The sequence below is a fragment of the Streptomyces sp. NPDC008121 genome (assembly GCF_042957155.1).
Lineage (GTDB): Bacteria > Actinomycetota > Actinomycetes > Streptomycetales > Streptomycetaceae > Streptomyces.
This window is the reverse complement of sequence record NZ_JBIBHT010000001.1, coordinates 657,286-683,589: the sequence shown is the minus strand read 5'-3', so window position 1 is coordinate 683,589 and position 26,304 is coordinate 657,286. Positions and strand designations below refer to the sequence as shown.

Sequence of the window (26,304 nt, the reverse complement as noted above, 5' to 3'; positions counted from 1 at the left end):
CTCCGTCCGTGCGACGCCGTCGCGGCGCCTTCGTCCGGCACGATCCCCTGGCCGTACGTCCCGTAAGGCAGCGGAAGCCCCCGGCTCCGGCCACGCCCGAGCCCTCGGAAGACCTGCCAGTAAGGCGCTTTCCGGCGGGCGATCTCCGCCGTGCGCGCGGCCCGACCTGCGCCTAGCGTGGCCATCATGGACGCGGGCAGAGGGGGCGGCGATTCGACGGAGCGCTGCCTCTGTGCGACAGGGGCGGGGGGTGAGCGGTGCCGCTTCCTCCGGGACTTCGGCCAGGAGTTCGGGATGGGCAGTTTCGACTGGGACCTGACCGCCGGGACCATGGTCATGGACGACGGCGCGCTGAAGCTCTTCGACATGTCCCCCGACGAGTACGACGGCGACCCCGCCACCCTCAGCTCCCGGGTGCTGCCCGACGAGGCCCGCCGGCTCGACACCCTCGTCACCCACGCCCTCAAGGACGGCAGCCGACGCTACGGCGCCTACTTCCGGATCCGCCGCCGCGACGGAAGCCAGCGCTGGACCCACACCCAGGGCGTCATCCACCGCGACGAGGCGGGGCGCCCCCGGCGGATCCTCGGCATCGTCCGCGACGCCTCGGAGGAGCTGACCGAGTCCGCCGCCCGGCTCGGCCTCGACGAGGGCCGGCGCAAGCGCACGAGCGTCGTGGAGAGCACCACCGCCGCCCTCGCCCACGCCCGGACCGTCAAGGACGTCATCGACCTGCTGAACGACTCCCACGGCCTGGAGTACTTCGGCGCCACCAGCCTGGTCATGGGCCTGCTCCAGTCCGGCCGGATCCACCTCGTCGCCGAGGGGCCCAACGGCGCCTTCGTACCCGGCACCCGCTTCACCCGGGTGGACGAGCCGTACCCCATGAGCGAGGTGATCCGGACCCTCACCCCCCGGTTCATCGACTCGCCCGAGGACTTCGCCCGGTCCTACCCCGTCCTGTGGCCGCACATCAGCGGCCTCGGCATCACCTCGGCCGCCTACCTGCCGCTGATCGCGCAGGCCCGCCCGGTCGGCGCGCTCGGGCTGCTCTACAGCGACAAGACGGGGTTCAGCGCCGACGAGCGGAACCTGCTGGTCGCGCTCGCCAGCAGCATCGCCCAGAGCCTCCAGCGGGCCATGCTCTACGAACAGGAGCACGACCTGGCGGAGGGGCTCCAGCAGGCGATGCTGCCCCGCCGGATCCCTGACGTGCCGGGAGCGCACATAGCCGTCCGCTACCGCTCGGCCCGCCTCGGCCGGGACATCGGCGGCGACTGGTACGACATCATCCCGCTGCCCGGCGGCCGGGTCGGCGCCGTCATCGGGGACGTCCAGGGGCACGACACCCACGCGGCGGCCGTGATGGGACAGCTGCGCATCGTGCTGCGGGCCTACGCCGCCGAGGGGCACAACCCGGCGACGGTGATGGCCCGCGCCTCCGTCTTCCTCCACGAGCTGGACACCGACCGCTTCGCCACCTGCACCTACGCGGAGGCGGACCTCGCGACCGGCGTCGTCCAGCTGGTGCGCGCCGGACACGTGGACCCGCTGATCCAGGACACCGAGGGCGGCTGCCGGCGGCTCCCGGTGGAGGGCGGGCTGCCGCTGGGTCTCTCCGCGGAGTTCGGCCGCCTGGACTATCCGGTGACCGCCCTGGAGCTGGACCCCGGACAGACCCTCGTCCTGTACACCGACGGCCTGGTGGAGGCGCCGGGCTCCGATCTCGACGAGGGCATGCGGTGGCTCTCCTCGCTGGTCCGGCGCGGCCCGCGCGACCTCCAGCAGCTCGCCGACCACCTCTGCGAGAGCGTGGACGAGCGGGGCGGCGACGACGACGTGGCGATCCTGCTGCTGCGGCGCGAGGGGGCGTACTTCCCCCGGTCCGGCGGCCGGCTCCAGCAGCACGTCGGCCAGAGCGACCCCGAGGCGCTGAGCTCGGCCCGCCACATGATCAGGGCCGCCGTACGGGCCTGGGGCGGGGGCGAGCGCTCCGACGAGATCGAGCTGGTCGCCGACGAGCTGGTCACCAACGCGCTGATGCACACCGACGGAGGGGCGATCGTGACCCTGCGGATGCTCGGCAACCCGGAGCGACGGCTGCGGGTGGAGGTCGAGGACCGCTCCAGCGCGCTGCCCCGGCGCCGGGAGGCGGGCGAGGCGGGCGTCTCGGGGCGCGGGCTGCTGCTCGTCGACCAGCTCTCGGACGTCTGGGGCGTGGAGTCACGCGGCAGCGGCAAATGCGTGTGGTGCGAGTTCAGTGTTAACCCAGAGTATACGGATCGTACTTGACCGTAACCGATCGTCCGCGATTGACTTCGGGCTTCCGCTGCCCTTCCCGGACACGACCTAGGACATGAGGATGCGTTGAGCACCGAGCTTCTGGCACCCCTCGATCTGGCCTTCTGGCACCTCGAATCCACCGACCACCCCATGCACCTGGGCGCCCTCGCCCACTTCGGGCCCGCGCCGGACGACACCGACCTCCTCGACCTGCTCGCCCGCCGGGCGGCGGCGATCCCCCGGCTGCGCATGCGGGTCCGTGACGTCTGGCTTCCCGTCGGCGGTGCGGCCTGGGCGTCGGACAAGGACTTCGACGTGCGGCGGCACGTGCGGCGGATCGTCCTGCCGGGCGCGGACTTCGCGGACGAGGCCGACCGGCTGGCGGGCGACCTGATGGAGCGGCCCCTGGAGCGGGGGCGACCGCCGTGGGAGATGTTCCTCCTCACCGGAGCCCGCGACGGCTCCTTCGCCGTCCTGGTCAAACTCCACCACGCCCTCGCCGACGGCATGCGGGCCGTCGCCATCGGCGCCGGGATCTTCGACGAGATCGCCGCCGTCCGCGCGGCCGCCGTGCGGCGCGTCCGCCCCGTGCCCCCGCGCTCCTGGCTCCCCGGGCCCGGCCGGCTCGTCGGCGCCGCCCGCGGCCGCATCGAGGACCTCGGACGGGCCGTCGAGGTCGGCGCCAGTGTGCTCCGCGCCAGCCGGCTCGAACCCCGGGGCGCCACGGCCCTCGCCGCCCACTCCAGCGGCACGCGCCGGGTGGCCACCACCGCCCTCGACCTGGACCGGATCCAGCGGGTGCGCCGCGCCTCCGGCGGCACCGCCAACGACGTGCTGCTCGCCGTCGTCGCGGGGGGCCTGCGCCGGTGGCTCGAAGAGCGCGGCGAACCGCTCCCCGGCGCCGACCCCCGGGCCCTCGTCCCGGTCTCGCGCCGGCGCCCTGGCGCCTCCTCCGGCACCGGCAACAGCCTGTCCGCCTACCTCCTGGCCCTGCCGGTCACCGAGCCCGACCCGGCCGCCCGGCTGGCCGCCGTACGGCGGGGGATGGAACGGAACAAGGCCGACGGGCCGATGCGGGGAGCCGGCGCCGTCGCCGTCCTCGCCGACCAGCTGCCGCCCCTCGCCCACCGCTTCGGCGCCCCCCTGGCCTCGGGAGCCGCCCGCCTCCTCTTCGACGTCCTGGTCACCAACGTGCCGCTGCCCCGCTCGGCCCTCTCGCTCGGCGGCGCGCCGCTGCGCGAGCTGTACCCGATGGCCCCGCTCGCCCGCGGCCAGTCCCTCGCCGTCGCCATGTCCCCCTACGGCGGCCGGGTCCACATCGGCCTGGTCGCCGACGGCAAGGCCGTCCCCGACCTGGACGCCCTGGCATCCGCCCTGGCCGCCGAACTGGAGGTGCTGCACCGGGCGGACGGAGCCTGAACGGCACGGGGGCGTGGGGACGGCGGCCGGCGGGCCCACGGCGGACGCCCGCCCGCCGGCCCTTGGTTCCCGGCGGTCGACACGCCGACGGCCAGGAGGAGTCCCCTGGGCGCGCGTCGGGGCCATGGGTGGGGCAGGGTGGAGCCATGCCCGAACTGCCCGAGGTGGAAGCCCTGCGAGAGTTCCTCGACGAGCATCTCGTGGGCAAGGAGATCGCCCGCGTCATCCCGGTCGCGATCAGCGTCCTCAAGACGTACGACCCCCCGCTGACCGCCCTCGACGGTGCCGAGGTCGTCTCGGTCGGACGGCGCGGCAAGTTCCTCGACATCCGGACGGCCGCCACCACGGGTGAGCTGCTCCACCTCCTGGTCCACCTCGCCCGCGCGGGCTGGCTGCAGTGGAAGGACCCGCTGCCCTCCGGACCGCCGCGGCCCGGCAAGGGCCCGCTGGCCCTCCGTACCGCCCTCGTCACGGGTGACGGCTTCGACCTCACGGAGGCCGGCACCACCAAACGGCTCGCCGTCCACCTCGTCCGCGACCCGCTCGACGTCCCGGGCGTCGCCCGCCTCGGGCCCGACCCGCTCGCCGCCGCATTCGACCTCGCCGCCTTCACCGCACTGCTCGCCGGGGAACGCCGCCAGATCAAGGGGGCCCTGCGCGACCAGAGCCTGATCGCCGGCATCGGCAACGCGTACAGCGACGAGATCCTGCACGCGGCGAAGATGTCCCCCTTCAAGCCGACCCAGAACCTCACCGAGGCCGAGACCGCCGCCCTGTACGAGGCGCTGCGCACCACCCTGCGCGAGGCCGTGGAACGCTCGCACGGCATCGCGGCGGGCAGGCTCAAGGCCGAGAAGAAGAGCGGGCTGCGGGTGCACGGCCGCACCGGCGAACCGTGTCCCGTCTGCGGGGACACCATCCGCGAGGTGTCCTTCAGCGACTCCTCGCTGCAGTACTGCCCCACCTGCCAGACCGGCGGCAAACCGCTCGCGGACCGCAGGCTGTCCCGACTGCTGAAGTAGCGCCGCCCCAGGCACCCCCGCGCCCCGGACAGACGGGACTTTCGAAACACGGCCGAAGCGCCCGCCCCCGCGCCCCCGGCCCCCGGCCCCCGGTGGCCGGTTCTGCCCCGGCCGCGCCCCGCCTACACTCCGCTGCATGCTGCGCGTACTGGCCGTCGACGACGAAGAGCCGGCCCTCGGGGAACTCCTCTACCTCCTCCGTGCCGACCCGCGGGTCCGCAGCGCCGAGGGAGCCACCGACGCGACCGAGGCGCTGCGCAGGATCGGGCGGGCACTGGAGGCCGGGCCCGACGGCGAGGAGGCCGTCGACGTCGTCTTCCTCGACATCCACATGGCCGGACTCACCGGGCTCGACCTCGCCCGCCTGCTCGCCGGGTTCGCCCGGCCGCCGCTGATCGTCTTCGTCACCGCCCACGAGGGCTTCGCCGTCCAGGCCTTCGACCTGAAGGCGGTCGACTACGTCCTGAAGCCGGTGCGCCGGGAGCGGCTCGCCGAAGCGGTCCGGCGCGTCCGCGACCTGGTCCACGTGGCCCCGCCGCCTCCCGCGCCCGGCGGCGCGCCGGAGCAGATACCGGTGGAACTGGGCGGTGTCACCCGGTTCGTGGCCGTCGACGACATCGAGTACGTCGAGGCGCAGGGCGACTACGCCCGCCTGCACACCGGCGACGGCGGCAGCCACCTCGTCCGCATCCCGCTGTCCACGCTGGAGGAGCGCTGGGCGGCCCGCGGATTCGTACGGATCCACCGCAGCCACCTCGTGGCCCTCGACCGCATCGACGAACTGCGCCTCGACGGCGGCGCGACCACCGTACGGGTCGGCGCCGCCGAACTCTCCGTGAGCCGCCGCCACGCCCGCGACCTGCGGGACCTGCTGATGCGCCGGGCGGCCGGGCGCCCCTGACGGCCCGCCCCTCCCGCCCGCCCACGCGTCTACCGCCCGTGATCGCTTCTGCGTAGACTCCACCCGCCCCAGCAGGTCGATCAGAGGCGGGAGCGGACGCCGATGTCCGAGCAGGAGCCACCGCCGCGCCGGCCCCGGCGCGAGACCGTCACGCACGCCTCGGCCCTGCGCGAGGGCGCCACCGGGACGCCCGGCGTGCCCCGGCAGGCGTCCAGCCCGCGCCCGCCCGCCGGGCGGCGAGCCGGCCATCCGCCCGCCCGTCACGAGATCAGCGAACAGACCACCCTCGGCCACACCTACGTCCGCTCCCTGATGCGCAGCCAGCTGAGGGCCGCGCTCACCGCCCTCGGCGCGCTCGCCCTGCTCGTCGGCTCCCTGCCCCTGCTCCTCGCGCTCCCCGCCCCCGAAGCCGTCGTCTGGGCCGCCCTCGGCGTCGGCGTCCACCCGGTCATCTGGGCCGTCGCCCGCTGGTACGTCCGCAGGGCCGAACGCAACGAGCGGGACTTCACCGGCCTCGTCGAGGGCCGCTGAGCCCGGGGGAACGGACGTGAACCACACCTACGCGGTGGCCGCCGTCACCGCCGTCGTCGTGGCGACCGTGCTCATCGGCGCCCTCGGTCTGCGGATATCCCGCACCACCTCCGACTTCTACGTCGCGTCCCGCACCGCCGGTCCGGGGCTCAACGCCGCCGCGATCAGCGGCGAGTACCTCTCCGCCGCGTCCTTCCTCGGCATCGCGGGACTCGTCCTCGTCCAGGGCCCCGACATGCTCTGGTACCCGGTCGGCTACACCGCCGGCTATCTCGTCCTGCTGGTCCTGGTCGCGGCCCCGCTGCGCCGCTCGGGGGCGTACACGCTCTCCGACTTCGCCGAGGCCCGGCTCGAATCGCCGCAGGCCCGCCGGCTCGCCAGTCTCTTCGTCGTCGGGATCGGCTGGCTCTACCTGCTGCCCCAGCTCCAGGGCGCGGGACTCACCCTGGAGATCCTCACCGGCGCGCCCGACTGGGTGGGCGGCCTCCTCGTCGCCGTCGTCGTCACCGGCATCGTCGCCGCCGGCGGCATGCGCAGCATCACCTTCGTCCAGGCCTTCCAGTACTGGCTCAAACTCACCGCCCTGCTCGTGCCCGCGCTGTTCCTGGCCGCCGCCTGGTCCGGCGACGACGCGCCCCGGGTCCGCTTCGACGCACCGGCGGTCTTCCGTGAGCACACCGTCGTCCGCGTCGCCGACACCGTCCGGATCGAGGTCGACGCCCCGCTCGCCCTCACCGTCACGGGACGGATCGACGCCCGCGCGTACGAAGGCCGTTCCGTCACGCTCGACCCGGGCACCCACCGGGTGGAGGGCGGTACCGAACTCGCCTTCCCCGCGGGCGCGAAGGTCCCGGAGCGTACGGTGGTGCCCCCGGCCGAGGGGTGGGGAAGGGCCTCCGACGGCGCCGACCCCCTCGGCTGGTCGCAGCCGCTCGCCGGAGGGCGCGACGGGCACCAGCTGTACGCCACGTACGGGCTGATCCTCGCCACCTTCCTCGGCACCATGGGGCTGCCCCACGTCGCCGTCCGCTTCTACACCAGCCCGCACGGCCGCGCCGCCCGCCGCACCACCCTCGTCGTGCTCGGGCTGGTCGGCGTCTTCTACCTCCTGCCGCCGGTGTACGGCGCGCTGGGCCGGATCTACGCCCCCGAACTCGCCCTCACCGGCGCCGCCGACGCGGCGGTGCTCGTGCTCCCGGAGCGGATGCTCGGCGGGGTGCTCGGAGACCTGCTGGGCGCGCTGCTGGCCGGCGGGGCGTTCGCGGCGTTCCTGTCGACCGCCTCCGGGCTCACCATGTCGGTCGCCGGGGTCCTCACCCAGGACGTGCTGCCGTCCCGGGGCGTACGGCACTTCCGGCTGGCGACCCTGCTGGCCACCGCCGTCCCACTGGCCGTCGGGGTGATGGCGTCCAAGGTCCCCGTCGCCGACGCCGTCGGCCTCGCCTTCGCCGTCTCGGCCTCCTCCTTCTGCCCGCTCCTCGTCCTCGGCATCTGGTGGCGGCGGCTCACCCCGCCCGGCGCGATGGCCGGACTGCTCCTGGGCGGCGGTTCGGCGCTCACCGCGGTGATGGCGACCCGGGCCGGGCTGCCCCCGGCCGACGGCTGGGCGCACACGCTGATGGCCTGGCCGGCCGTCTGGTCGGTCCCCATGGGCTTCGCCTCGATGGTGCTGGTCTCGCTGGCCACCCCCCGGCGCGTCCCGGCCGGGACCCCGGCGATCCTGGCCCGGCTGCACCTGCCGGAGGAGCTGCTGCGCGAGGGGGCCGGCCGATGAGCGGGACCGCCCTGGCGGCCGCCTCCGCCGCCGCGGCCGTCCTGCTCGCCGTCGGATTCGTGCTGGGGCGGCTCACCGCCCGGCGCGGCGACCGGGACGCCGACCCCGACCTCGGCACCCCCGTCGAACGCGCCACCTTCCACACCCTGCACACCGCCTCGCTGGCCGCGCCGCCGCTGCGGGCGGGCCTGACCGAGGACACCGCCCGCAAGGCCGCCCGGCGGCTGCGGTCCCTGCTCGGCACCGAGGCGCTCTGCCTCACCGACCGCTCCGCCGTCCTCGCCTGGGACGGGCCGGGCGAGAGCCACCACCGCGACCACGTCATGCACCAGGTGGCCGAGACGCTCGCCTCGGGGCGCAGCCGCTCCGCGCACACCGGCTGCGGGGAGTTCGAATGCCCGCTGCGCTGGGCGGTGATCGCCCCGCTCACCGGAGAGGACGGCGTGCTCGGAGCGCTCGTCGCCTACGGCTCGCGGGAGTCCGCCGTCCTGGTGCGGGCGGCCACCGAGGTCGCCCGCTGGGCGTCCGTACAGCTGGAACTGGCCGAGCTCGACCGGTCGCGGACGCGGGTGGTGGAGGCGGAGATCCGCGCCCTGCGCGCGCAGATCTCGCCGCACTTCATCTTCAACTCCCTCGCCGCCATCGCCTCGTTCGTACGGACCGATCCGGAACGGGCACGTGAACTCCTCCTGGAGTTCGCCGATTTCACCCGCTATTCCTTCCGCAGGCACGGGGAGTTCGCCCAGCTCGCCGACGAACTGCGCTCCATCGAGCAGTACTTGGCGCTGGCCGGGGCGAGGTTCGGCGACCGGCTCAAGGTGACCCTGCAGATCGCCCCCGAAGTCCTGCCGGTGACGCTGCCGTTCCTCTGCCTCCAGCCGCTCGTCGAGAACGCCGTCAAGCACGGTCTGGAGGATTCCGTGCACGTCTGCCGGGTCACCCTCGCGGCGCGGGACGCGGGAGCGGAGGCGGTGGTGACGATCGAGGACGACGGCGTGGGCATGGACCCCGCCGTGCTGCGCGCGATCCTGCGCGGTGAACGGCCCACGGGCTCCGGGATCGGACTGTCGAACGTGGACGAGCGGCTGCGCCAGGTGTACGGCGCGGAGTACGGCCTGGTCATCGAGACCGGCACCGGCGCGGGGATGAAGGTGACCGTACGGATCCCGAAGTACCGGGCCGGTGTGCACCCGACACCCGGCTAGATCGACGGTGGTGCGGAGCCGGCCGGTGGGTCAGTACAGATGCAGGGCCAGATGGCCGAGGGGAAGTCCCAACTGCCATGCGGGCATCCACACTTGTTCCCGCTCGTCGACCGGGAAGCCGGGGGAGAAGGGCGGCAGGCCGCCCAGATCGGCCGCCCGGATCAGGGTCGCCTCCAGGAGCCGCCAGGTCTCGCGGGCCAGGGCCAGGTCGGGTCCCTCGTCTCCCGCGCGGGCCCGGGCGTCGAGCCGCCCGCGGACCCAGTCGGGCCAGGGGTGGTCGTACGCGGTCCGGTTGATCCACTCGTCGAGCCGGTCGGCGCGGCCCGTGGCCACGCGGTCCTCCGCGGTCTCGCAGAGGTGGATGGTGAGGGCCAGCGTGCGCTGTCCGGCCCGGTACTCCAGTGAGCCGGGCTCCACCAGACAGCTCGTGCGGAGCAGGTCGCCGGCGGTGAACTCGGCACACAACCAGGCCATCGGGACGGCGAGGCCGCCCCCGCTGGTGCCGTTCGTACTCTCGGGCAGCAACGCTCCCACCTTCTCCGGACGTGTCGTGTCGGTCGAGGACCCCGAGGACGAGCCTCCACCCAAGAAGACGCGCGCGGGTCGCTCTTTGCTCAACTCGCCGGTGTGGTTTCGGATACGTTTTACCCGCGCATCGGTGCTGGTGGGAGAGGCGGGGCGGGGCCTTACGCCCGTGACGCGTGGGACATGTCGAGGCCCGGGCGGACCGGGGCGGCCCGGTCGACGGGCCCTCGCTGCAGGTCCGGGCGGCTCAGCCGAGCAGGGCGTAGACGGCCGTCGCGTGCGCGGCGGTCTCGTCCGTCCCCTCGGCCGTCATCGCGATGTCCGCGAACGCCATCCGCTTGCCGGTCTTGGTGAGCCGTGCCCGCACCAGGACGTCCGCGCCCAGGACGGCCCGCTGGAAGCTGATCGACTGCTGGACCGTCGTCATGGGCACGAAACCGCCCCGGGCGGCCGAGACCGCGATCACCGTCGCCGTGTCGGCGGCGGCCATCAGCGCCTGCCCGCACAGCCCCCCGCCCTCGCGGGCCAGCCGGTCCGACCAGGGGAGACGGAGGACCGCCTCCCCGGTGTCGAGCGAGACCACCGAGAGGCCCAGGTCCAGCACCCACGGGGCGAAGTTGTCGGCGAGTACCCGGTCCGCGGCGGCGAGAGTCAGCGTCACCCGCTCATTGTGCGGCCGCGGCCCTCGGCCGGGCAACGCCCCCGCGCCGGGGGCGGTAACCGGGCAGGCACCGCCCGAGCTGGCGCAGCGCGTAGTGCGAGCGGGACTTCACCGTCCCGGCGGGGATGCCGAGGTCGGCGGCGGCCTCGTTGACGGTCAGGCCGTGGAAGTAGATCCGGACCAGGACCGCCCGATGTTCCGGGCTCAGGCCCCGCACGGCCGCCCGGACATCGAGGGCGGCGACCGCCGACTCCGTGACGTCCGCCGGATCGGGGGTGGCGGCGAGCATCCCGTCGCCGATCTCGGCGGGCCGGGCGAGCCGGGAGCGCCGGGCGTCGATGGCGAGGCGCCGGGCGACGGTGAACAGCCACGGCCGCATCGACTCGTACGGGCTGTCGAAGGCCTCCGGGTGGAGCCAGGCGCGCACCAGCGTCTCCTGGACCAGGTCCTCGGCCCGCTGCTGATCGCCGTAGGTCAGCTGAAGCAGGAAGGCGAGGAGGGCCGGGCCGTGGTCACGCTGGAGCTCCGCCAGGGCACGCTCGTCGGTCGTCGCCGTTGTCATGCTGCACACCTCTCCTGCCGGCTCGTCGTCCCACGGGGCGTATCCGAACGCATGCGGGCGACGGGGGACAGGGAACGCACACGTCCGTGCGACGAGCGGTCGCACCGAGCGGCGAATGGTGCGGTGAACGGTCACACGGAAGCGCTGCGTCCGTTTCAGCGGGGTTTGAAAGCTTCGCGGCTTTGTGCCTTGACTGCGGCTTATATCCGCTGTGAATTCATCAGGACAGATGTTCGTCAGATGAACTGCGGAGTCCGGCATATGACCCAGCGCACGAGACGACGGGCGGTGGTCGTCACCGCCGTCCTGCTCACCGCGGCGACCGGCTGCGCCGGCGCGGCCCGTACCTCCGGAGCACCGCCCGCGGGGCAGGACCCCCCACGCTCCGCCGTCCCGCCACCGGCCGGCTCCGCCACGTCCTCGGAGGGAGTCGGCGGGCCCTCGGCCCGCGCCGGCTTCACCCTCGTGGCCTCCGGGGACGTCCTGCCCCACTCCTCGGTCATCCGCCAGGCCGCGGCCGACGCGAACGGCCAGGGCTACGACTTCCGCCCGATGCTGGCCGGCGTCAAGCCGGTCGTCTCCCAGGCCGACCTGGCGATCTGCCACATGGAGACGGTGTACGGCGAGGAGGGCGGCCCCTACACCGGCTACCCCGCCTTCAAGTCGCCGCCCGAGATCGCCGCGGCCCTCAAGGACACCGGCTACGACTCCTGCTCCACCGCCTCGAACCACACCCTGGACGACGGCGTCGCCGGACTGGGCCGCACGCTCGACGCGCTCGACCGGGCCGGCGTCCGGCACGCCGGTTCCGCCCGCTCCGCCGAGGAGGCCGCGCGGCCCCCGCTCATGAAGGCGGGCGGCGCGACCGTCGCCCAACTCGCCTACACCTACGGAACCAACGGTTACCCCCTGCCCGACGGGCAGCCCTGGGCGGTCAACCTGATCGACGAGCAGCGGATCGTCGCCGACGCCCGGGCGGCCCGCAAGGCCGGCGCCGACGTCGTCGTCGTCAGCCTGCACTGGGGCACCGAGTGGGAGACCGCCCCCGACGACACCCAGCTGACCCTCGGCAGCTCCCTCACCGCCTCCCGGTCCGGCGGGCGCCCCGACATCGACCTCATCATCGGCACGCACGCACACGTGCCCCAGGCGTACGAGAAGGTCAACGGCGTCTGGATCGTCTACGGCATGGGCGACCAGATCGCCGGCGACATGATCAATTACCAGGGCTCCCCCGACCCCCGGGGCAACCAGGGCACCCTCGGCCGGTTCACCTTCGCCCCGCCCGCCGCGCCGGGCGGCCGCTGGGAGGTCACCAAGGCGGAGTTCATCCCGCAGTGGTTCGACACCTCCCGGGGCCGGGTGGTCAACCTCAACGCCGCCCTCGAACAGGGCGGCGGGCAGACCGCCGTACGCGACACCATCCGCGAGGTCGTCCTCGGCCGCGGCGCGGGCAACGACGGTCTGGTGATGGGGCGGTAGGCGGTGAAAGGCCGCGCCGGGGCGGTCCGGCTATCGGCTCATCGGGTGCTTTCGGCAGGGCGGCCGGTGTGGAGGAAGCGCACCGGCCTTCGGCCATGCGAGTTATTAGTCATGAAAAACGATCAGATTCCCAAAGGGCGCCGTACGGTGCTGCGCATCGCCGCCGCCCTGGGGGCCACCGCCACGGTCGGGGTCTTCGCCGCGGAACGGGCCGCCACGCCCGTACGGCCCGGGAGTACCGCACCCGGGTCCGCCGCGGGCGCGCCCGGCTCCGGGGCGCCGGCGAGCACCCGGCTGAAGCCCTCCGCCTACCGGCTCCAACCGATGACCGCCTACGCGCCCCCCACCCTGCGCAGGGCGCTCCCGCCGGTCCGGCAGCGGCCGTTCCTGAAGATGTCCGGCGTCGGCCGCTCGATGGTGCTGACCTTCGACGACGGACCCGACCCCCGCTACACCCCGGAGATCCTCGCCACCCTGCGCCGCTACGGCTGCCGGGCGATGTTCTTCGTCTGCGGGGAGATGGCCGCCGAGAACCGGGACCTGCTGCGGGAGATGGCCGCCGACGGGCACGTGGTGGGCAACCACTCCTGGTCCCACCCCCTCATCCCCAAGCTGCGCCCCTCGCTCATCCGCCACGAGCTGGGCTCCACGAGCGACCTGGTGGAGCGGACCCTCGGTACGGCGCCCCTGTGGTACCGCGCCCCGTTCGGGGCGTGGAACCGGCACTCGTTCGAGATCGGCGCCGAACTGGGCATGGAGCCGCTGGCCTGGACCGTGGACACCCTCGACTGGAAGGAGCCGGGCACGGACAGCATCGTGCGCCGGGTCCTGGACGGGGCGGCCCCGGGGGTCGTGGTGCTCTCGCACGACGCGGGCGGCAACCGCTCCCAGAGCGTGGCCGCGCTCAGGCGCTACCTGCCCGAACTGCTGGACGCCGGCTACAGCATCACCGTGCCCCAGCGCTGACCGGGTACGGCAGGGCCCCCGGCGCGCGGCGCCGGGGGCCCTGCCGGTGTGTCCGCCCGCTCAGCGGGTGGCGACCATGCGGGCGTAGACGACGACGTTCCCGTCGTAGCCCTGCGCCCGGGAGTAGCCGCCGCCGCAGGTGATGACCCGCAGCTCGGGCTCCCCGGTGTCGGCGTAGACCTGGACACCGGGGAAGTTGTTCTTGGCGTACACCTCGACGCCGTAGATCTCGAAGATCGCGACGCGGCCGTCGAACCGCTCCACCTCGACCAACTGGCCCTTCTCCAGCGAGCCCAGGCCGTAGAAGACCGCGGGACCGGCCTGGTTGTCGACATGGCCGACGATGATGGAGGTGCCGCGCTGCCCGGGCGCGATGCCGTTCTGGTACCAGCCGGCCAGATTGGCGTCCTCCGGGGGAGGCGCGGCGATCCAGCCGTTCTCGTCCAGGCCCACGTCCATGAGGGGGGCCGCGACCCTGATGGACGGGATCTTCACCCGTGAGGCGGGGGCGAACGGCAGCGGCGCCAGGCCGGAGACGGCCGGCGGAGCCCCGATGCGGGTGGGAGCCGCGGCGGCGGCGGGCTGCGGGGGGCCGAGCTCGACATCGACCCCGTTGCGCATCATCGCCAGGCCGGACAGCATGACGAGGGTCAGGACGCCCCACGGTTGGCGTCTTCTGGGCTCAAAGACGCGGAAGTCCTTGGGGCTCATGGTTCTCCCTTCGTGGCGTCGACGAAACGGTAAGGGTGGCGGGTCGGACCGGCGAGCGGGGAGAGGCGAACGGGTGGCGGGCGCCTCCCGGCCGTGCGAGGGCCATCCGGCAGGCGCCGGGAGCTCAGTGGTACCCCAGGGCGGGCCGGGTGACGAGAACGATGACCCATACGAGTAATCATCAGATAAGCAGCCTGACGGCCTGTGACCTGCGGCTCCGTCAGGTCCGGCGGCCCTTTTCCCGGCGTGTCGCCTCACCGGGGTGGACCAGTGTCAGGGTGCGGTGGTTGTCCGGAATGGTGATGGTTCGTCATGGAAGGCGTACTCGTCGAATTTCCCGGGGCACCGCTTCGGGGCGTCTTCCACTGGAGGTTCAACCATGCGTGCTGCACGCACTCTGGCGGTGGCCGCCACCGCATTCGCGGCGGTCGGGCTCGCGGCCCCCCTCGCCGCCGCCACGAACGGTCCCGGCGACGTCACCGTCAACTCCTCCGTGGTCCAGCGGGGAGGGGACGGAAACCAGGGCGTCACCGTGACCCCCTTCGCCGTCCACCAGGGATCGACCCTCACGATCACGGTCAGGGGCTGCTCCGGCGGCCGGGTCACGTCCGACGCCTTCCCGACGACCAGCCTCTCCGCGAACGTCAACGGCGTCTCCAGTGCCGTCGCCCGCATCCACGACAACGCCCGGCTCGGTCAGCACACCCTGACCGTGCACTGCAACAACAACCGGGTGCTCACCGGCCAGTTCCGCGTGCTGGCCGGCCAGGGCTCGCAGGGCGGCATCGGCGGCTCGCTGGCGCCCAGCTCCACGGAGATGGCCGTCGGCGGTTCGCTCGTCGCCGCGGCCGGGCTCGGCGGTGGTCTCTTCATCGCCCGCCGCCGCCGTGTCGGCGCCGCCGCCTGACCGGCCGAACCTCCCGATCGGCCGGCCGCCACGCCCCGTCGCCCCCGAATCCTGGTCGGACAGGACTCGGGGGCGACGGGTGTCCGCGGTCGTGTCCGCGGTCATGGCGGGGGTGCGGGTGGTGGCGGGAGGCGCCGTCGGGAGACACCGTCCCCGCCGTCAGTGACGCCGGGCCCGGTCGAGATCCGCGCGGCGCCGCCGTACGACGAACACCAGACCCGTGGTCGCGACGGCGACCAGGCCGGCGCCCGCCGCCAGGGTGACCGTGTCGATCCCGCCGACCGAACCACCGAGACCGCCCTGTACGCCGCGAGGCGGGGTGAGCACGGTGGAGTTGGCCGTCGGGGTGGCCGTGGTGCCGCTGATGGTCAGCGTGACGGTCTCCTGGACGCCGCCGGTGCAGTTGAACGAGACGGTGTAGACGGCGCCCCGCTTGGCGTCCTGGTCCACCACGGCGGTGGCCGTGGATCCCGGGGCGATGGTCACGGTGTCGAAGATGCCGGCCGAGGCGGTCGCGGTGCTGCGGCAGGCGGGAGCGCTGAGCGTCACCCGGCCACCGGGGGCCACGAGCGAGGGGGAGACGACGAAGTCGCCCGGAGCCTTGGCTCGGGGCGCCTTGGGGGCGGGTGCGGGGGCGCCGTCCGCAGCCGAGGCGAGGGGAGCGGCCAAGGCGAGGGCGGCCGCCCCCAGAAGGGCAGTGGACGCGGCACGTATCGCGCGCATGGGTGTCCTCCGGGTCCGTGAGGCGCAGCCGCGGAAGGTTTTCCGCGAAAGGGCAGGAATGCACCTCGATGCCCGAAACGTTAGAAGCGCACTATCACAACCGCGATCCCAGACGGGCGAATGGGGCACCAAGGTCAACCGTTCGGCCTACAGGGCGCTGCTCCGGGCCCGGGATTCCGGGCCTTCCGCCACGCCGTGTCCGCCGCCCCCGGGGGCGTCTCCGTCCGCCCGTCCGCTCCCGGCCGTCCACCGCCCGCCCTCCGCCCCGCCCCCCGTTCAGTTCACGACCTCCGGGAAGAGGTCGGTGAAGGGGGTGGCGGTGGCCGAGATGCCCCGTCCGAACGGCGCGTCGAAGTCCCAGATCAGGAAGAGCAGGAAGGCGATGAGCGCGCTGAAGAGGCCCGCGAGCAGGAGTTCGCGCCCGGTGCGCCGGATCTGCAGGGTGAAGATCAGGCCGACCGTCACCAGCGCTCCGATGATCAGGCCGAACCACACCACCCCCGGCATCGTCGCCCCCGCGCTCTGCCCCCGCGCTCCCCGGGCGTCGTCCACCGCCGCCACCTGGTCCACCAGCGGCTGGTACGCCTGTCCCTCGTGGTCGTCGGCGGGACGGTAGTCGGTCACGCCGCGGCGGATCCGCTCCAGCAGTTCGGTGCCCTTCTCGCTGAGTTCGCCGTGCTCGGACATGTGGCGCCACTCGTCGTCGATGACGTAGGCGACGTACGCGTCGACGTCGGAGCGGATCCGGTCGCGGACGTCGGCCGGGTAGACCTCGACCCGCGCCGAGATCTCGTGCAGCGCCTGGGCCTCCTGGCGCACGGTCTCCTGGGCGGCGCTGCGGGCCTCCCAGACGCCGGCGATGGCCAGGCCGAGGACGATCGCGTAGACCACGCCGATCATCATCGTCATGTACTCGATGACGTCGGGCGTCTCGCTGGGGTCGTCGTCATCGGAGAGCCTGCGGTTGTTGATGACGACGATGGTGAGGACGACGGCGCACGCGGCGGCCATCGCGATGGACAGGACGAGCCATTCGGACATGGTGGTCTTCCTTCGGCGGGCTCGGCGGGCTCAGCGGGAGCGGGGACGGAGTGCCGCGGTCGCCAGTACCGCGGGTGCGGTGACGAGCAGCGTCATCGACACGAGCGAGGGTCCGCCGTCGGGTTCGGGCCGCTGGGCGCGGCGGTAGGCGGGCAGGGCGACGGGGGCCGGGGCCGGCGGCCGCGGCCGCAGTGTGGGGGGCGGCGTCGGCTTCGGCGCCGGCGGGGGAGGGGGCGGCGGTGCGGGCGCCGGCGGGGGAGGCGGAGGTGGCGGGGCCGGCCTCGGCGGGGGCGGCGGATCCGCGCGCACCGGAGGCGGCGGCTCGGGCGTCGGGCTCGGCTTCGGCGGCTTCGGCTTCGGCGGCGGAGGCGGCGGGGGTGGAGGCTCCGGCGAAGGCGTCGGAGTGGGCGTGGGCGTGGGCGTCGGCGTGGGGCTGGGCGAGGGCGGCGGGGTCGGGGTCGGGGTGGGCGGGCACACCCCCGCCACCGCGACCGCGTTCGTACCGCCGGGCCCGGTCACGGCGTAGGCGCAGGCGTCGGCGGCCGCCGGCACCGGAGTGGCGAGCAGCCACAGCAGCGCGGCGGCCCCCAGGGGCCGCGAGAGGAGCGATCCGTACACAGACACGCCGACGAGCATGATCAGAACGCGCCCCCCGTGTGCGCGGAACGCTCCGGATTCGCTGGATGGAGGGGTTCTTGGAGGACGGCGGTTTGACGTTCCGGCGGAAATTTTTCGCCAGAGGTTGAGCAGACCGCCCCCCGGCCCCGTACTCCATGCCGTGGACGGATCCCGACGCCGGTCCAACAAGCTATGAAGCAACGGGAGTTGACATGAAGACCTGGGGGAACGCGGCACTCGCGCTGACCGCGGCGGCCGTTCTCACGCTGACGACGGGTTGCGGCCAGGAAAAGGGCGACCAGTCGCTCGGCGGAGCCCCCGCCGGGGCGGCGAACCCGGCCGGGGCGTCCGCCGACGGATACAACCCCGGTGGGTACGCCTCCGGGGGTTACGGCTCCGGCGCCGAGGGTTCGGGAGCGGCGCCCGCCTCGCCCGCCGGCCAGCTCGTGGCGGCGGACACCAAGCAGCTCGGCGAAGTGCTCACCGACAGCAAGGGTTTCACGCTCTACCGCTTCGACAAGGACTCCGCGAACCCGCCCCGCGCCACCTGCGAGGGCGACTGCGTGAAGGCGTGGCCCGTGGTGAGCCCCGCCGGGGCCAAGCCGCCCGCCGGCGTGGACTCCGCGCTGCTCGGCGAGGTCACCCGGGCCGACGGCACCAAGCAGCTCACCGTCGACGGCTGGCCGATGTACCGCTACGCCAAGGACGCCCGGCCGGGCGATGTCAACGGTCAGGGCGTGGGCGGCACCTGGTTCGCCGCCGCCCCGGACGGAAAGAAGGCCGCACCGGCCCAGAATGAGGAGAACGCCGACGGAGGCGAAGATTCCGGTACGGTTCCCACAGGGCTCTCGGTGCGCAAGGATCCCAAGCTCGGTGACGTTGTGGTGGATTCGCGTGGAATGACGGTTTACCGCTTCAAGAAGGATTCCGCCTGGCCCATGAAGACGGCCTGTGTCGGTCCCTGCCTGGAGAAGTGGCCGGTTGTCGCCCCTGTGGACAAGAACGACACCAAGGGCATCACGCGCAAGGGCTTCGTGACCTTCAACCGGCCCGACGGCATCAAGCAGCAGACCATCGACTGCTGGCCGCTGTACACCTTCGCCGGTGACGAGGAGCCCGGAGACACCAACGGCCAAGGCGTGGGCGGCACCTGGTACGCCGTCTCCCCCGAGGGAAAGCTGGTCGGAGCGCCCAAGTAGTCCCCCGCGCCGCGCTGCGACCGGTCGGCCCGCCGTCACGCCTCCCGTGACGGCGGGCTCGACGCACGTCCATATGCACGTGAATGTGCACGGTAGGAAGGCGCGAACTCTTCGCTGCGTACGCACGTGCCAATGGCGTGTGACCAAGAACGGATCGCGAATTTCCGTTTCCACTCGCTCTCTCGGCGGGCGATCAGTAGCCTCGGCTCGAACACCGGCCGCGAACACATGGCCGCATCCCCGTGGCGACTTGTTGGAGACATTGATGGAGCGTCCCGCCTGGGCCCCGCCGGGTATCGATATCTCGGTGCCGAGCGTGTCCCGTATGTACGACTACTATCTGGGCGGCTCGCACAATTTCGAAGTGGACCGGGAAGCGGCCCGCAAGGCCATGGAGTTCATGCCGGGACTGCCCAAGGTCATGCAGGCGAACCGTGCCTTCATGCGCCGCGCCGTGCGCTTCGCGGTCGACAGCGGCATCACCCAGTTCCTCGACATAGGCTCCGGCATCCCGACCTTCGGCAACGTCCACGAGATAGCGCAGGCCGCCGACCCGGCCGCCCGCGTGGTCTACGTCGACCACGACCCGGTCGCCGTCGCGCACAGCCGCGCCGTGCTGGAGGGCAACGACGGCGCGGCCGTCGTCTCCGCCGATCTGCGCAAGCCCCGGGAGATCCTCGACAACCCCGAGGTGGAACGGCTCCTGGACCTGGACAAGCCGGTGGCACTGCTCCTCGTCGCCGTCCTGCACTTCCTGGAGGACCAGGACGAACCGGCGAAGGCCGTCGCCGAACTCCTCGACGCCCTGGCGCCCGGCAGCCTCGTCGTGCTGACCCACGCCTCCTACGAGGGCATCCCGCTGACGGAGGAGCAGGCCGGCGGCACCGTCGAGGTCTACCGCACCATCCGCAACCCCCTCGTGATGCGCTCGCACGCCGAGATCTCCCGCTTCTTCGAAGGCTGCGAACTCCTCGAACCCGGCCTGGTGTCCATGCCGAACTGGCGGCCCGACGGGGAGGTCGAGGAGGAGGATCCCTTCGCCTTCTCGGGCTTCGCAGGGGTGGGGCGCAAGGCGTGAAGCTGCCGTCTCAGCCGTCCGGTTCCGGCGCGGAACCGGACGACGTCGAGGACAGACTCAGGCGGTTCGCGACGATCTGGAGCCGGGCCATCTTCCCGGTCACCGCCACCTCGCTGACCCGCGCCGAGTTCGAGGGGCACCTGCTGCCGCTCGCCCGCGTCCTGCGCGCCGCCCTGCACGACCGGCCCTTCGACACGACCCCGGCCCACCGCGCCGGGACCGCGCTCGTGGCGGCCCACTGCACCGACCCCGACGCCCTCAGCCGTAGCCTCGGCGTCGTCGACTCCTACCTCGTGCTGTACTGCGGCGACGAGCGGGAGCACCCCGCCGAGGAGCTGCGGGCCCGGTGCGCGCGGCTCCAGCACGCCATGGCGGCCGGCTTCGCCCAGGGCCTGCGCGAACGGACCCTGGCCGAACAGGAGTCGATAGCCCGCTCCGCGCTCGCCGCCCGCAGCGCCGCCGAGGTCGCCCTGCACGCCACCGAGACCCGTTTCCGGGCGGTCTTCGAGGGCGCCGCCATCGGCATCGGCATCGCCGACCTCGACGGCAACATCCTGGAGATCAACGAGACCCTGACCCGGATGTTCGGCGGCCTGGAGCACCACGTCCGCGGCCGCAACGTGCAGGACTGGGTGCACCCCGAGGACGCTCCGCACGTCTGGAAGCTCTACGGCGAGCTGGTCCGCGGGGAACGCGAGCACTACCGCGTCGAGAAGCCCTACTACCGCGGCGACGGCACGGTCCTGTGGACCAACCTCACCGTCTCGCTGCTGCGGGACGCCGAGGGCTTCCCGCAGTACCAGCTGGCGCTGATGGAGGACACCACCGAACGGCGCCTGCTCAACCTCCGGCTCCGCTACGAGGCGACCCACGACGCGCTCACCGGACTGCCCAACCGGACCCTGTTCTTCGAACGCCTGGAGAAGGCCCTCGCCCCCGCCGACGGAGCCCGCTTCGGGCTCTGCTACCTCGACCTCGACGGCTTCAAGGCGATCAACGACAGTCTCGGCCACGCGGCCGGGGACCGGCTGCTCGTCGAGGTCGCCGACCGGCTGCAGAGCTGCGCCACCGCTCCCGGCGAGATGGTGGCCCGGCTCGGCGGCGACGAGTTCGTCGCCCTCACCACCGGCACCGACACCGAACGACAGGTCGTCGAGCTGGCGAACCGCATCCTCACCACGCTCGCCACCCCCGTCCGGATCGACGGCCGCGAGCTGACCGTCCGCGGCAGCGTCGGCGTCGTCGAGGGCCCGGCGGGCGAACGGACCCCGGCCGAGGTGCTGCGCAGCGCCGACATCACCATGTACCGCGCCAAGTCGGCGGGCGGGAACCGCTTCGAACTCGCCGACGCCGAGGCCGACGCCCGGGCCATCACCCGGCACGGACTGACCACCGCCCTGCCGGCCGCCCTGGAGCGCGGCGAGTTCTTCATCGAGTACCAGCCGCTCGTCCACCTCGGCGACGGCAGCGTGCACGGCGCCGAGGCGCTCGTCCGGTGGTGCCACCCGCAACACGGAGTGCTCGGCCCCGACCGCTTCATCCCGCTCGCCGAGAACACCGGCCTGATCGTGCCGCTGGGCCGCTGGGTGCTCCAAGAGGCCGTGCGCCAGGCCCGGTTCTGGCAGGCCCGCCACTCCGACGGCGGACCGCTGCGGATCAACGTCAACCTCTCGCCCACCCAGCTGCACCACCCCCGCCTGGTCGCCGACACCGTCGACGTGCTGGAGCGCTCGGGCCTCGAACCGGGCGCCCTGTGCCTGGAGGTCACCGAGTCCGCGCTGATCGGGGCGGACGACGACCTCCTCAAGCCGCTGCGGCAACTCGCCGAGATGGGCGTGGACATCGCCCTCGACGACTTCGGTACGGGCTACTCCAACCTGGCCAATCTGCGCCGCCTCCCGGTGAGCGTCCTCAAGCTCGACCGCTCCTTCACCCGGGGCATGCAGCAGCACCCCGCCGATCCGGTCGACCTCAAGATCGTGGAGGGCATCGTCTCGCTGGCCCACAGCCTCGAACTCGCCGTCACCGTCGAGGGCGTGGAGACGGGCGCACAGGCCCAGCAACTGCGCGAACTCGGCTGCGACACCGCCCAGGGCTGGTACTACGCCCGCCCCGGCGCCCCCGACCGCATCCACGCCCTGCTCCTCGCGGACGCGGTGTAGCGAGCCCCGGGGGGCGGGGGCCTCACCCGGTGCAGGGCCCCTCGGGGCGGGGCTCACGGCGGGGTCGGGCCTCACGCGGGCCTCACGCGGTCCTCAGGTGGGCCTCACGTAGCGCGGGCGCACGCGGGGCGCGGACTCATGTGCTGCGCGGCCTCACGCCGAGCGGAGGAGGAACCGCTGCAGCTCCCGGGCCGCCCTGGGCGGGGCCACGTCGCTCCGGTGCGCCAGCGCGATCGTCCGGCGCAGACCGGGGCGGGCCAGGGGCGTGACCCGCAGGTCGCCGCCCGCCCGCGCCGCGACCATCGCCGGCACCACCGCGACCCCCAGGCCCGCCCGTACGAAACCGAGCACCGCGTCCATCTCGCCGCCCTCCACCGTGAACGAGGGCTCGAAACCCTCCGCCCGGCACGCGGCCACCGTCAGCTCCCGCAGGTCGTAGCCGTGCCGGAACATCACCATCGGGCGATCGCGCAGATCCGCGATCCGCACCGGTCGCCGCGGCGCCGGCGCGCCCGCCGAGGAGACCACCACCAGATCCTCGCGGAGCAGCTCCACCGTCGTCAGCGCCGGCGACGGACTCGGCAGCGGCAGCACCACCAGCGCCAGGTCGAGCGCGCCGCGCGCCAGCTCCCGTACGAGATCGTGCGAGCCGCCCTCCTCGATCAGGAGCCGGATCCCCGGGTGGGCGTCGTGGAAGGCCCGCAGCACGTCCGGCAACAGCCCCGTGCACAGGCTCGGCGTCGCCCCGAGCCGCACCCGTCCGCGCCGCAGCTGCGCCAGCTCCTGCACCTCGTGCCGGGCCGTGTCGGTGTCGGCGAGGATCCGCCGGGCCAGCGGCAGCAGCGCCTCGCCGGCGTCGGTCAGCGTGATGTTCCCGCGCGCCCGGCTGAACAGCTCCGCTCCCAGCTCCTGCTCCAGCGCCTTGATCTGCTGGGACAGCGAGGGCTGGGAGACGTGCACCCGCTCCGCGGCGCGGGTGAAGTGACGGGTCTCGGCCACGGCCACGAAGTAGAGGAGCTGCTGGAACTGCATAGGCCCAGCCTATCGAGATGAGCCGAACCATGTCTTGGACCTCTCGGGCTCTTCGCCCCTAGCGTCGACTCCATGGCTCTGGCAACGAAGACGAAGGACCGGGGGACCGGCCGTCCCCCCTCCCCGACGCGCTCGACCGGCTTCTGGGCGTCGACCCTCGGCAAGAAGACGGTCATGGCCGTCAGCGGCCTGCTCATGCTCGGCTACCTCGTCGCCCACGTCATGGGCAACCTGAAGGTCTTCTTCGGCCCCGAGGAGTTCAACGCGTACGGCCACTGGCTGCGCACCATGGGCGCCCCCGTCCTGCACCACTCCTGGGCCCTGTGGCTCGTGCGGATCGTGCTCCTGGCCGCCGTCGTCGCCCACGCCGTCTCCGCATACCAGCTCAGCAGGCGCGACATCCGGGCCCGCCCCACCGCCTACGTCCACCGGCGCAAGCGCTCCTCCTACGCCACCCGGACCATGCGCTGGGGCGGCGTGATCGTCGCCCTCTTCATCGTCTGGCACATCCTGGACCTGACCACCGGCACCGCGCACCCGGGCGGCTTCCAGGAAGGACACCCGTACCAGAACGTCGTGGACACCTTCTCCACCTGGTACGGCAACACCATCTACATCGTCGCCATGCTCGCCGTCGGACTCCACGTCCGCCACGGCTTCTGGAGCGCGGCCCAGACCCTCGGCGTCGGCAACGCACGCCGCGAACGGGGCCTGAAGGCCGCCGCCAACGGGCTCGCCCTCGCCCTCACCCTGGGCTTCGTCTCCGTCCCCGTCGCCGTCATGACCGGAGTGGTGAGCTGACATGAGCTTCCTCGACTACACGGTGGGCGCGCCCGCCGTCGACCACAAGGCCCCCGCGGGGCCCGTCGCCGAGCGCTGGGACACCCGGCGCTTCCAGGCCAGGCTGGTCAACCCCGCCAACCGGCGCAAGCACACCGTCATCGTCGTCGGCACCGGCCTCGCCGGCGGCTCCGCAGGTGCCACCCTCGCCGAACAGGGCTACCACGTCGTCCAGTTCTGCTACCAGGACTCCCCGCGCCGCGCCCACTCCATCGCCGCCCAGGGCGGCATCAACGCCGCCAAGAACTACCGCAACGACGGCGACTCCGTGCACCGCCTCTTCTACGACACCGTGAAGGGCGGCGACTTCCGGGCCCGCGAGTCCAACGTCCACCGCCTCGCCCAGATCTCCGTCGAGATCATCGACCAGTGCGTCGCCCAGGGCGTCCCCTTCGCCCGCGAGTACGGCGGACTCCTCGACACCCGCTCCTTCGGCGGCGTCCAGGTCTCCCGTACGTTCTACGCCCGCGGGCAGACGGGCCAGCAGCTCCTCCTCGGCGCGTACCAGGCGCTCTCCCGGCAGATCGCCGCGGGCAACGTCGAACTGCACGCCCGTACCGAGATGCTGGACCTGATCGTGGTCGACGGACGGGCCCGCGGCATCGTCGCCCGCGACCTGGTCACCGGCCGGATCTCCACCCACTACGCCGACGCGGTGGTCCTGGCCAGCGGCGGCTACGGCAATGTCTTCTACCTCTCGACCAACGCGATGAACTCCAACGCCACCGCCATCTGGCGGGCACACCGGCGCGGAGCCCACTTCGCCAACCCCTGCTTCACCCAGATCCACCCCACCTGCATCCCGCGCACCGGCGACCACCAGTCCAAGCTGACGCTGATGAGCGAGTCGCTGCGCAACGACGGCCGCATCTGGGTCCCCAAGGCGCAGGGCGACACCCGCCCGGCCGCCGAGATCCCCGAGGACGAGCGCGACTACTACCTGGAGCGGATCTACCCCTCCTTCGGCAACCTCGTGCCGCGGGACATCGCCTCCCGCGCCGCCAAGAACGTCTGCGACGAGGGCCGAGGTGTCGGCCCCGGCGGACAGGGCGTCTACCTCGACTTCGCCGACGCCATCCGGCGGATGGGGCGCAAGGCCGTCGAGGAGAAGTACGGCAACCTCTTCGACATGTACGCGCGGATCACCGCCGAGAACCCCTACGAGGTGCCGATGCGGATCTACCCCGCCGTGCACTACACGATGGGCGGCCTCTGGGTCGACTACGACCTCCAGACCACCGTCCCCGGCCTCTTCGCCATCGGCGAGGCCAACTTCTCCGACCACGGCGCCAACCGGCTCGGCGCCTCCGCGCTCATGCAGGGCCTCGCCGACGGATACTTCGTCCTGCCCTCCACGATCAACGACTACCTCGCCCGCCACCCGTCGGCCGCGCCGCTCGACGACGCGCATCCGGTGGTGCGCGAGGTGCTCGCCGAGACCGAGGACCGGCTGAACCTGCTGCTGGCCGTGGACGGCGACCGGACCCCCGACTCCTTCCACCGCGAACTGGGCGAACTGATGTGGGAGTTCTGCGGCATGGCCCGCACGGACGAGGGCCTGCGCACCGCGCTCGACCGCATCCCCGGCATCCGCGAGGAGTTCTGGCGCCGCATCAAGGTCCCGGGCACCGGCGAGGAGTTCAACCAGTCGCTGGAGAAGGCCAACCGGATCGTCGACTATCTGGAACTCGCCGAGCTGATGTGCCTCGACGCGCTGCACCGCGCCGAGTCCTGCGGCGGGCACTTCCGCGAGGAGTCCCAGACGCCGGAGGGCGAGGCCGCCCGGCGCGACGAGGCGTTCTCGTACGCCGCGGCCTGGGAGTTCACCGGAACCGGCGACGCCCCCGTCCTGCACAAGGAAGACCTCGTCTTCGAGTACGTCCACCCCACCCAGCGGAGCTACGCATGAAGCTCACCCTGCGCGTCTGGCGCCAGAAGAACGCCGACGCCGACGGCGCCATGTCCACCTACGAGGTGGACGGCATCTCCTCGGACATGTCCTTCCTGGAGATGCTCGACACCCTCAACGAACAGCTCATCCTGGGCGGCGAGGACCCCGTCGCCTTCGACCACGACTGCCGCGAGGGCATCTGCGGCGCGTGCAGCCTCGTCATCAACGGCGACGCGCACGGTCCCGAGCGCACCACCGCGTGCCAGCTCCACATGCGGTCCTTCCGCGACGGCGACACCATCGACATCGAGCCCTGGCGCGCCGCCGCCTTCCCGGTCGTCAAGGACCTGGTGGTCGACCGGTCCGCCTTCGACCGCGTCATCCAGGCCGGCGGCTATGTCAGCGTCCCCACCGGCGCGGCGCCCGAGGCCCACGCGACGCCGGTCCCCAAGGCCGACGCCGACTTCGCCTTCGAGCACGCCGAATGCATCGGCTGCGGCGCGTGCGTGGCGGCCTGCCCCAACGGCTCGGCGATGCTCTTCACCTCGGCCAAGGTCAACCACCTGAACGTCCTGCCGCAGGGCGCTCCCGAGCGCGAGACACGGGTCCTCGACATGGTGGCCCAGATGGACGCGGAGGGCTTCGGGGGCTGCACGCTGACGGGGGAGTGCGCGACGGCCTGCCCCAAGGGCATCCCGCTGCCGTCCATCGCGGCGATGAACAAGGAGTGGCTGCGGGCGCGGCGCAAGGCCGCCCGCCGGTAGACAGACC

The 26,304-nt window shown here is 73.0% G+C and carries 24 protein-coding genes; 17 read left to right on the top strand and 7 right to left on the bottom strand.

Annotation, left to right across the window (positions count from 1 at the left end; genetic code table 11):
* Positions 1–294: 294 nt before the first annotated feature.
* The 7 genes from ACFZBD_RS02975 to ACFZBD_RS02945 all read left to right on the top strand — a co-directional run bounded on the left by ACFZBD_RS02975 (position 295) and on the right by ACFZBD_RS02945 (position 9,135).
* A complete protein-coding gene (locus ACFZBD_RS02975; protein WP_391134307.1) occupies positions 295–2,292 on the top strand; it encodes a SpoIIE family protein phosphatase in 1,998 nt (665 codons plus the stop codon).
* 75 nt (positions 2,293–2,367) lie between these two features.
* Positions 2,368–3,702 (top strand): wax ester/triacylglycerol synthase family O-acyltransferase, encoded by a 1,335-nt coding sequence (locus ACFZBD_RS02970; RefSeq protein ID WP_391134304.1) that lies wholly within the window; start codon positions 2,368–2,370, stop codon positions 3,700–3,702.
* Between the two features lie 146 nt (positions 3,703–3,848).
* Complete coding sequence (locus ACFZBD_RS02965; protein ID WP_391134301.1) at positions 3,849–4,724, top strand: DNA-formamidopyrimidine glycosylase family protein; 876 nt, start codon at positions 3,849–3,851, stop codon at positions 4,722–4,724.
* 136 nt (positions 4,725–4,860) lie between these two features.
* Positions 4,861–5,625, top strand: a complete 765-nt coding sequence (locus ACFZBD_RS02960) for a LytTR family transcriptional regulator DNA-binding domain-containing protein (protein WP_391134297.1) — start codon at positions 4,861–4,863, stop codon at positions 5,623–5,625.
* 102 nt (positions 5,626–5,727) lie between these two features.
* Positions 5,728–6,156 carry a hypothetical protein gene (locus ACFZBD_RS02955; RefSeq protein ID WP_391134294.1) on the top strand — a complete coding sequence of 143 codons (429 nt, stop codon included), beginning with the start codon at positions 5,728–5,730 and terminating at the stop codon, positions 6,154–6,156.
* Between the two features lie 16 nt (positions 6,157–6,172).
* On the top strand, positions 6,173–7,930 hold the full coding sequence (locus ACFZBD_RS02950) for a cation acetate symporter (protein ID WP_391134290.1): 1,758 nt from the start codon (positions 6,173–6,175) through the stop codon (positions 7,928–7,930).
* Positions 7,927–9,135 carry a histidine kinase gene (locus ACFZBD_RS02945; protein WP_391134287.1) on the top strand — a complete coding sequence of 403 codons (1,209 nt, stop codon included), beginning with the start codon at positions 7,927–7,929 and terminating at the stop codon, positions 9,133–9,135. Before ACFZBD_RS02950 ends, ACFZBD_RS02945 begins: the two co-directional genes overlap by 4 nt.
* Positions 9,136–9,165: 30 nt before the next feature.
* Here ACFZBD_RS02945 and ACFZBD_RS02940 read toward each other — a convergent pair whose 3' ends face one another.
* The 3 genes from ACFZBD_RS02940 to ACFZBD_RS02930 form a co-directional block, all read right to left on the bottom strand.
* Entirely contained in the window at positions 9,166–9,660 is a 495-nt protein-coding gene (locus ACFZBD_RS02940) for a hypothetical protein (RefSeq protein ID WP_391134284.1), read from the bottom strand.
* A gap of 247 nt (positions 9,661–9,907) precedes the next feature.
* A complete protein-coding gene (locus tag ACFZBD_RS02935; RefSeq protein WP_391134281.1) occupies positions 9,908–10,321 on the bottom strand; it encodes a hotdog domain-containing protein in 414 nt (137 codons plus the stop codon).
* 4 nt (positions 10,322–10,325) lie between these two features.
* Positions 10,326–10,883: a sigma-70 family RNA polymerase sigma factor gene (locus tag ACFZBD_RS02930; protein WP_391134278.1), complete on the bottom strand. Its 558-nt coding sequence runs from the start codon at positions 10,881–10,883 to the stop codon at positions 10,326–10,328.
* A 261-nt stretch (positions 10,884–11,144) separates the two neighbouring features.
* On the opposite strand from ACFZBD_RS02930, the gene ACFZBD_RS02925 reads away from it, so the two are divergent.
* Both ACFZBD_RS02925 and ACFZBD_RS02920 read left to right on the top strand, forming a co-directional pair.
* Complete coding sequence (locus ACFZBD_RS02925; RefSeq protein ID WP_391134275.1) at positions 11,145–12,365, top strand: CapA family protein; 1,221 nt, start codon at positions 11,145–11,147, stop codon at positions 12,363–12,365.
* A gap of 111 nt (positions 12,366–12,476) precedes the next feature.
* Positions 12,477–13,331 carry a polysaccharide deacetylase family protein gene (locus tag ACFZBD_RS02920; protein WP_391134273.1) on the top strand — a complete coding sequence of 285 codons (855 nt, stop codon included), beginning with the start codon at positions 12,477–12,479 and terminating at the stop codon, positions 13,329–13,331.
* 60 nt (positions 13,332–13,391) lie between these two features.
* Here the strand turns inward: ACFZBD_RS02920 and ACFZBD_RS02915 are convergent, their stop codons facing one another.
* Positions 13,392–14,042 (bottom strand): class F sortase, encoded by a 651-nt coding sequence (locus ACFZBD_RS02915; RefSeq protein WP_391134270.1) that lies wholly within the window; start codon positions 14,040–14,042, stop codon positions 13,392–13,394.
* Positions 14,043–14,421: 379 nt separating this feature from the next.
* On the opposite strand from ACFZBD_RS02915, the gene ACFZBD_RS02910 reads away from it, so the two are divergent.
* Positions 14,422–14,949 carry a hypothetical protein gene (locus ACFZBD_RS02910; RefSeq protein ID WP_391134267.1) on the top strand — a complete coding sequence of 176 codons (528 nt, stop codon included), beginning with the start codon at positions 14,422–14,424 and terminating at the stop codon, positions 14,947–14,949.
* Between the two features lie 159 nt (positions 14,950–15,108).
* Here the strand turns inward: ACFZBD_RS02910 and ACFZBD_RS02905 are convergent, their stop codons facing one another.
* Positions 15,109–15,672, bottom strand: a complete 564-nt coding sequence (locus ACFZBD_RS02905) for a hypothetical protein (RefSeq protein ID WP_391134264.1) — start codon at positions 15,670–15,672, stop codon at positions 15,109–15,111.
* Positions 15,673–15,948: 276 nt separating this feature from the next.
* Complete coding sequence (locus ACFZBD_RS02900; protein WP_391134261.1) at positions 15,949–16,713, bottom strand: hypothetical protein; 765 nt, start codon at positions 16,711–16,713, stop codon at positions 15,949–15,951.
* Positions 16,714–17,116: 403 nt separating this feature from the next.
* On the opposite strand from ACFZBD_RS02900, the gene ACFZBD_RS02895 reads away from it, so the two are divergent.
* From ACFZBD_RS02895 to ACFZBD_RS02880, 4 genes are all read left to right on the top strand, one after another.
* Positions 17,117–17,239, top strand: coding sequence for a hypothetical protein (locus ACFZBD_RS02895; protein ID WP_391134258.1), 123 nt, complete (start codon positions 17,117–17,119; stop codon positions 17,237–17,239).
* Positions 17,240–17,543: 304 nt separating this feature from the next.
* On the top strand, positions 17,544–18,530 hold the full coding sequence (locus ACFZBD_RS02890; RefSeq protein WP_391134255.1) for an SCO0930 family lipoprotein: 987 nt from the start codon (positions 17,544–17,546) through the stop codon (positions 18,528–18,530).
* 265 nt (positions 18,531–18,795) lie between these two features.
* Entirely contained in the window at positions 18,796–19,608 is an 813-nt protein-coding gene (locus tag ACFZBD_RS02885) for an SAM-dependent methyltransferase (RefSeq protein WP_391134252.1), read from the top strand.
* Positions 19,605–21,770 carry an EAL domain-containing protein gene (locus tag ACFZBD_RS02880; protein WP_391134249.1) on the top strand — a complete coding sequence of 722 codons (2,166 nt, stop codon included), beginning with the start codon at positions 19,605–19,607 and terminating at the stop codon, positions 21,768–21,770. The genes ACFZBD_RS02885 and ACFZBD_RS02880 overlap by 4 nt, the downstream gene beginning before the upstream one ends.
* 153 nt (positions 21,771–21,923) lie before the next feature.
* Here ACFZBD_RS02880 and ACFZBD_RS02875 read toward each other — a convergent pair whose 3' ends face one another.
* A complete protein-coding gene (locus ACFZBD_RS02875; RefSeq protein WP_391134246.1) occupies positions 21,924–22,802 on the bottom strand; it encodes a LysR substrate-binding domain-containing protein in 879 nt (292 codons plus the stop codon).
* A 72-nt stretch (positions 22,803–22,874) separates the two neighbouring features.
* On the opposite strand from ACFZBD_RS02875, the gene ACFZBD_RS02870 reads away from it, so the two are divergent.
* The 3 genes from ACFZBD_RS02870 to ACFZBD_RS02860 are packed head-to-tail and all read left to right on the top strand — an operon-like array spanning position 22,875 to position 26,297.
* Positions 22,875–23,603 carry a succinate dehydrogenase gene (locus tag ACFZBD_RS02870; RefSeq protein WP_391134243.1) on the top strand — a complete coding sequence of 243 codons (729 nt, stop codon included), beginning with the start codon at positions 22,875–22,877 and terminating at the stop codon, positions 23,601–23,603.
* Position 23,604: 1 nt separating this feature from the next.
* Complete coding sequence (locus ACFZBD_RS02865) at positions 23,605–25,551, top strand: fumarate reductase/succinate dehydrogenase flavoprotein subunit (RefSeq protein ID WP_391134240.1); 1,947 nt, start codon at positions 23,605–23,607, stop codon at positions 25,549–25,551.
* Positions 25,548–26,297: a succinate dehydrogenase/fumarate reductase iron-sulfur subunit gene (locus ACFZBD_RS02860; RefSeq protein ID WP_391134237.1), complete on the top strand. Its 750-nt coding sequence runs from the start codon at positions 25,548–25,550 to the stop codon at positions 26,295–26,297. Before ACFZBD_RS02865 ends, ACFZBD_RS02860 begins: the two co-directional genes overlap by 4 nt.
* Positions 26,298–26,304: the final 7 nt, after the last annotated feature.

Coding starts and splice junctions, on each gene's coding strand:
- ACFZBD_RS02945 (WP_391134287.1), top strand. CDS start 7,927: ATGAGCGGGACCGCCCTGGCGGCCGCCTCCGCCGCCGCGGCCGTCCTG.
- ACFZBD_RS02905 (WP_391134264.1), bottom strand. CDS start 15,672: ATGCGCGCGATACGTGCCGCGTCCACTGCCCTTCTGGGGGCGGCCGCC.
- ACFZBD_RS02900 (WP_391134261.1), bottom strand. CDS start 16,713: ATGTCCGAATGGCTCGTCCTGTCCATCGCGATGGCCGCCGCGTGCGCC.
- ACFZBD_RS02910 (WP_391134267.1), top strand. CDS start 14,422: ATGCGTGCTGCACGCACTCTGGCGGTGGCCGCCACCGCATTCGCGGCG.
- ACFZBD_RS02955 (WP_391134294.1), top strand. CDS start 5,728: ATGTCCGAGCAGGAGCCACCGCCGCGCCGGCCCCGGCGCGAGACCGTC.
- ACFZBD_RS02925 (WP_391134275.1), top strand. CDS start 11,145: ATGACCCAGCGCACGAGACGACGGGCGGTGGTCGTCACCGCCGTCCTG.
- ACFZBD_RS02930 (WP_391134278.1), bottom strand. CDS start 10,883: ATGACAACGGCGACGACCGACGAGCGTGCCCTGGCGGAGCTCCAGCGT.
- ACFZBD_RS02960 (WP_391134297.1), top strand. CDS start 4,861: ATGCTGCGCGTACTGGCCGTCGACGACGAAGAGCCGGCCCTCGGGGAA.
- ACFZBD_RS02885 (WP_391134252.1), top strand. CDS start 18,796: ATGGAGCGTCCCGCCTGGGCCCCGCCGGGTATCGATATCTCGGTGCCG.
- ACFZBD_RS02965 (WP_391134301.1), top strand. CDS start 3,849: ATGCCCGAACTGCCCGAGGTGGAAGCCCTGCGAGAGTTCCTCGACGAG.
- ACFZBD_RS02975 (WP_391134307.1), top strand. CDS start 295: ATGGGCAGTTTCGACTGGGACCTGACCGCCGGGACCATGGTCATGGAC.
- ACFZBD_RS02860 (WP_391134237.1), top strand. CDS start 25,548: ATGAAGCTCACCCTGCGCGTCTGGCGCCAGAAGAACGCCGACGCCGAC.
- ACFZBD_RS02870 (WP_391134243.1), top strand. CDS start 22,875: ATGGCTCTGGCAACGAAGACGAAGGACCGGGGGACCGGCCGTCCCCCC.
- ACFZBD_RS02890 (WP_391134255.1), top strand. CDS start 17,544: ATGAAGACCTGGGGGAACGCGGCACTCGCGCTGACCGCGGCGGCCGTT.
- ACFZBD_RS02875 (WP_391134246.1), bottom strand. CDS start 22,802: ATGCAGTTCCAGCAGCTCCTCTACTTCGTGGCCGTGGCCGAGACCCGT.
- ACFZBD_RS02920 (WP_391134273.1), top strand. CDS start 12,477: ATGAAAAACGATCAGATTCCCAAAGGGCGCCGTACGGTGCTGCGCATC.
- ACFZBD_RS02915 (WP_391134270.1), bottom strand. CDS start 14,042: ATGAGCCCCAAGGACTTCCGCGTCTTTGAGCCCAGAAGACGCCAACCG.
- ACFZBD_RS02865 (WP_391134240.1), top strand. CDS start 23,605: ATGAGCTTCCTCGACTACACGGTGGGCGCGCCCGCCGTCGACCACAAG.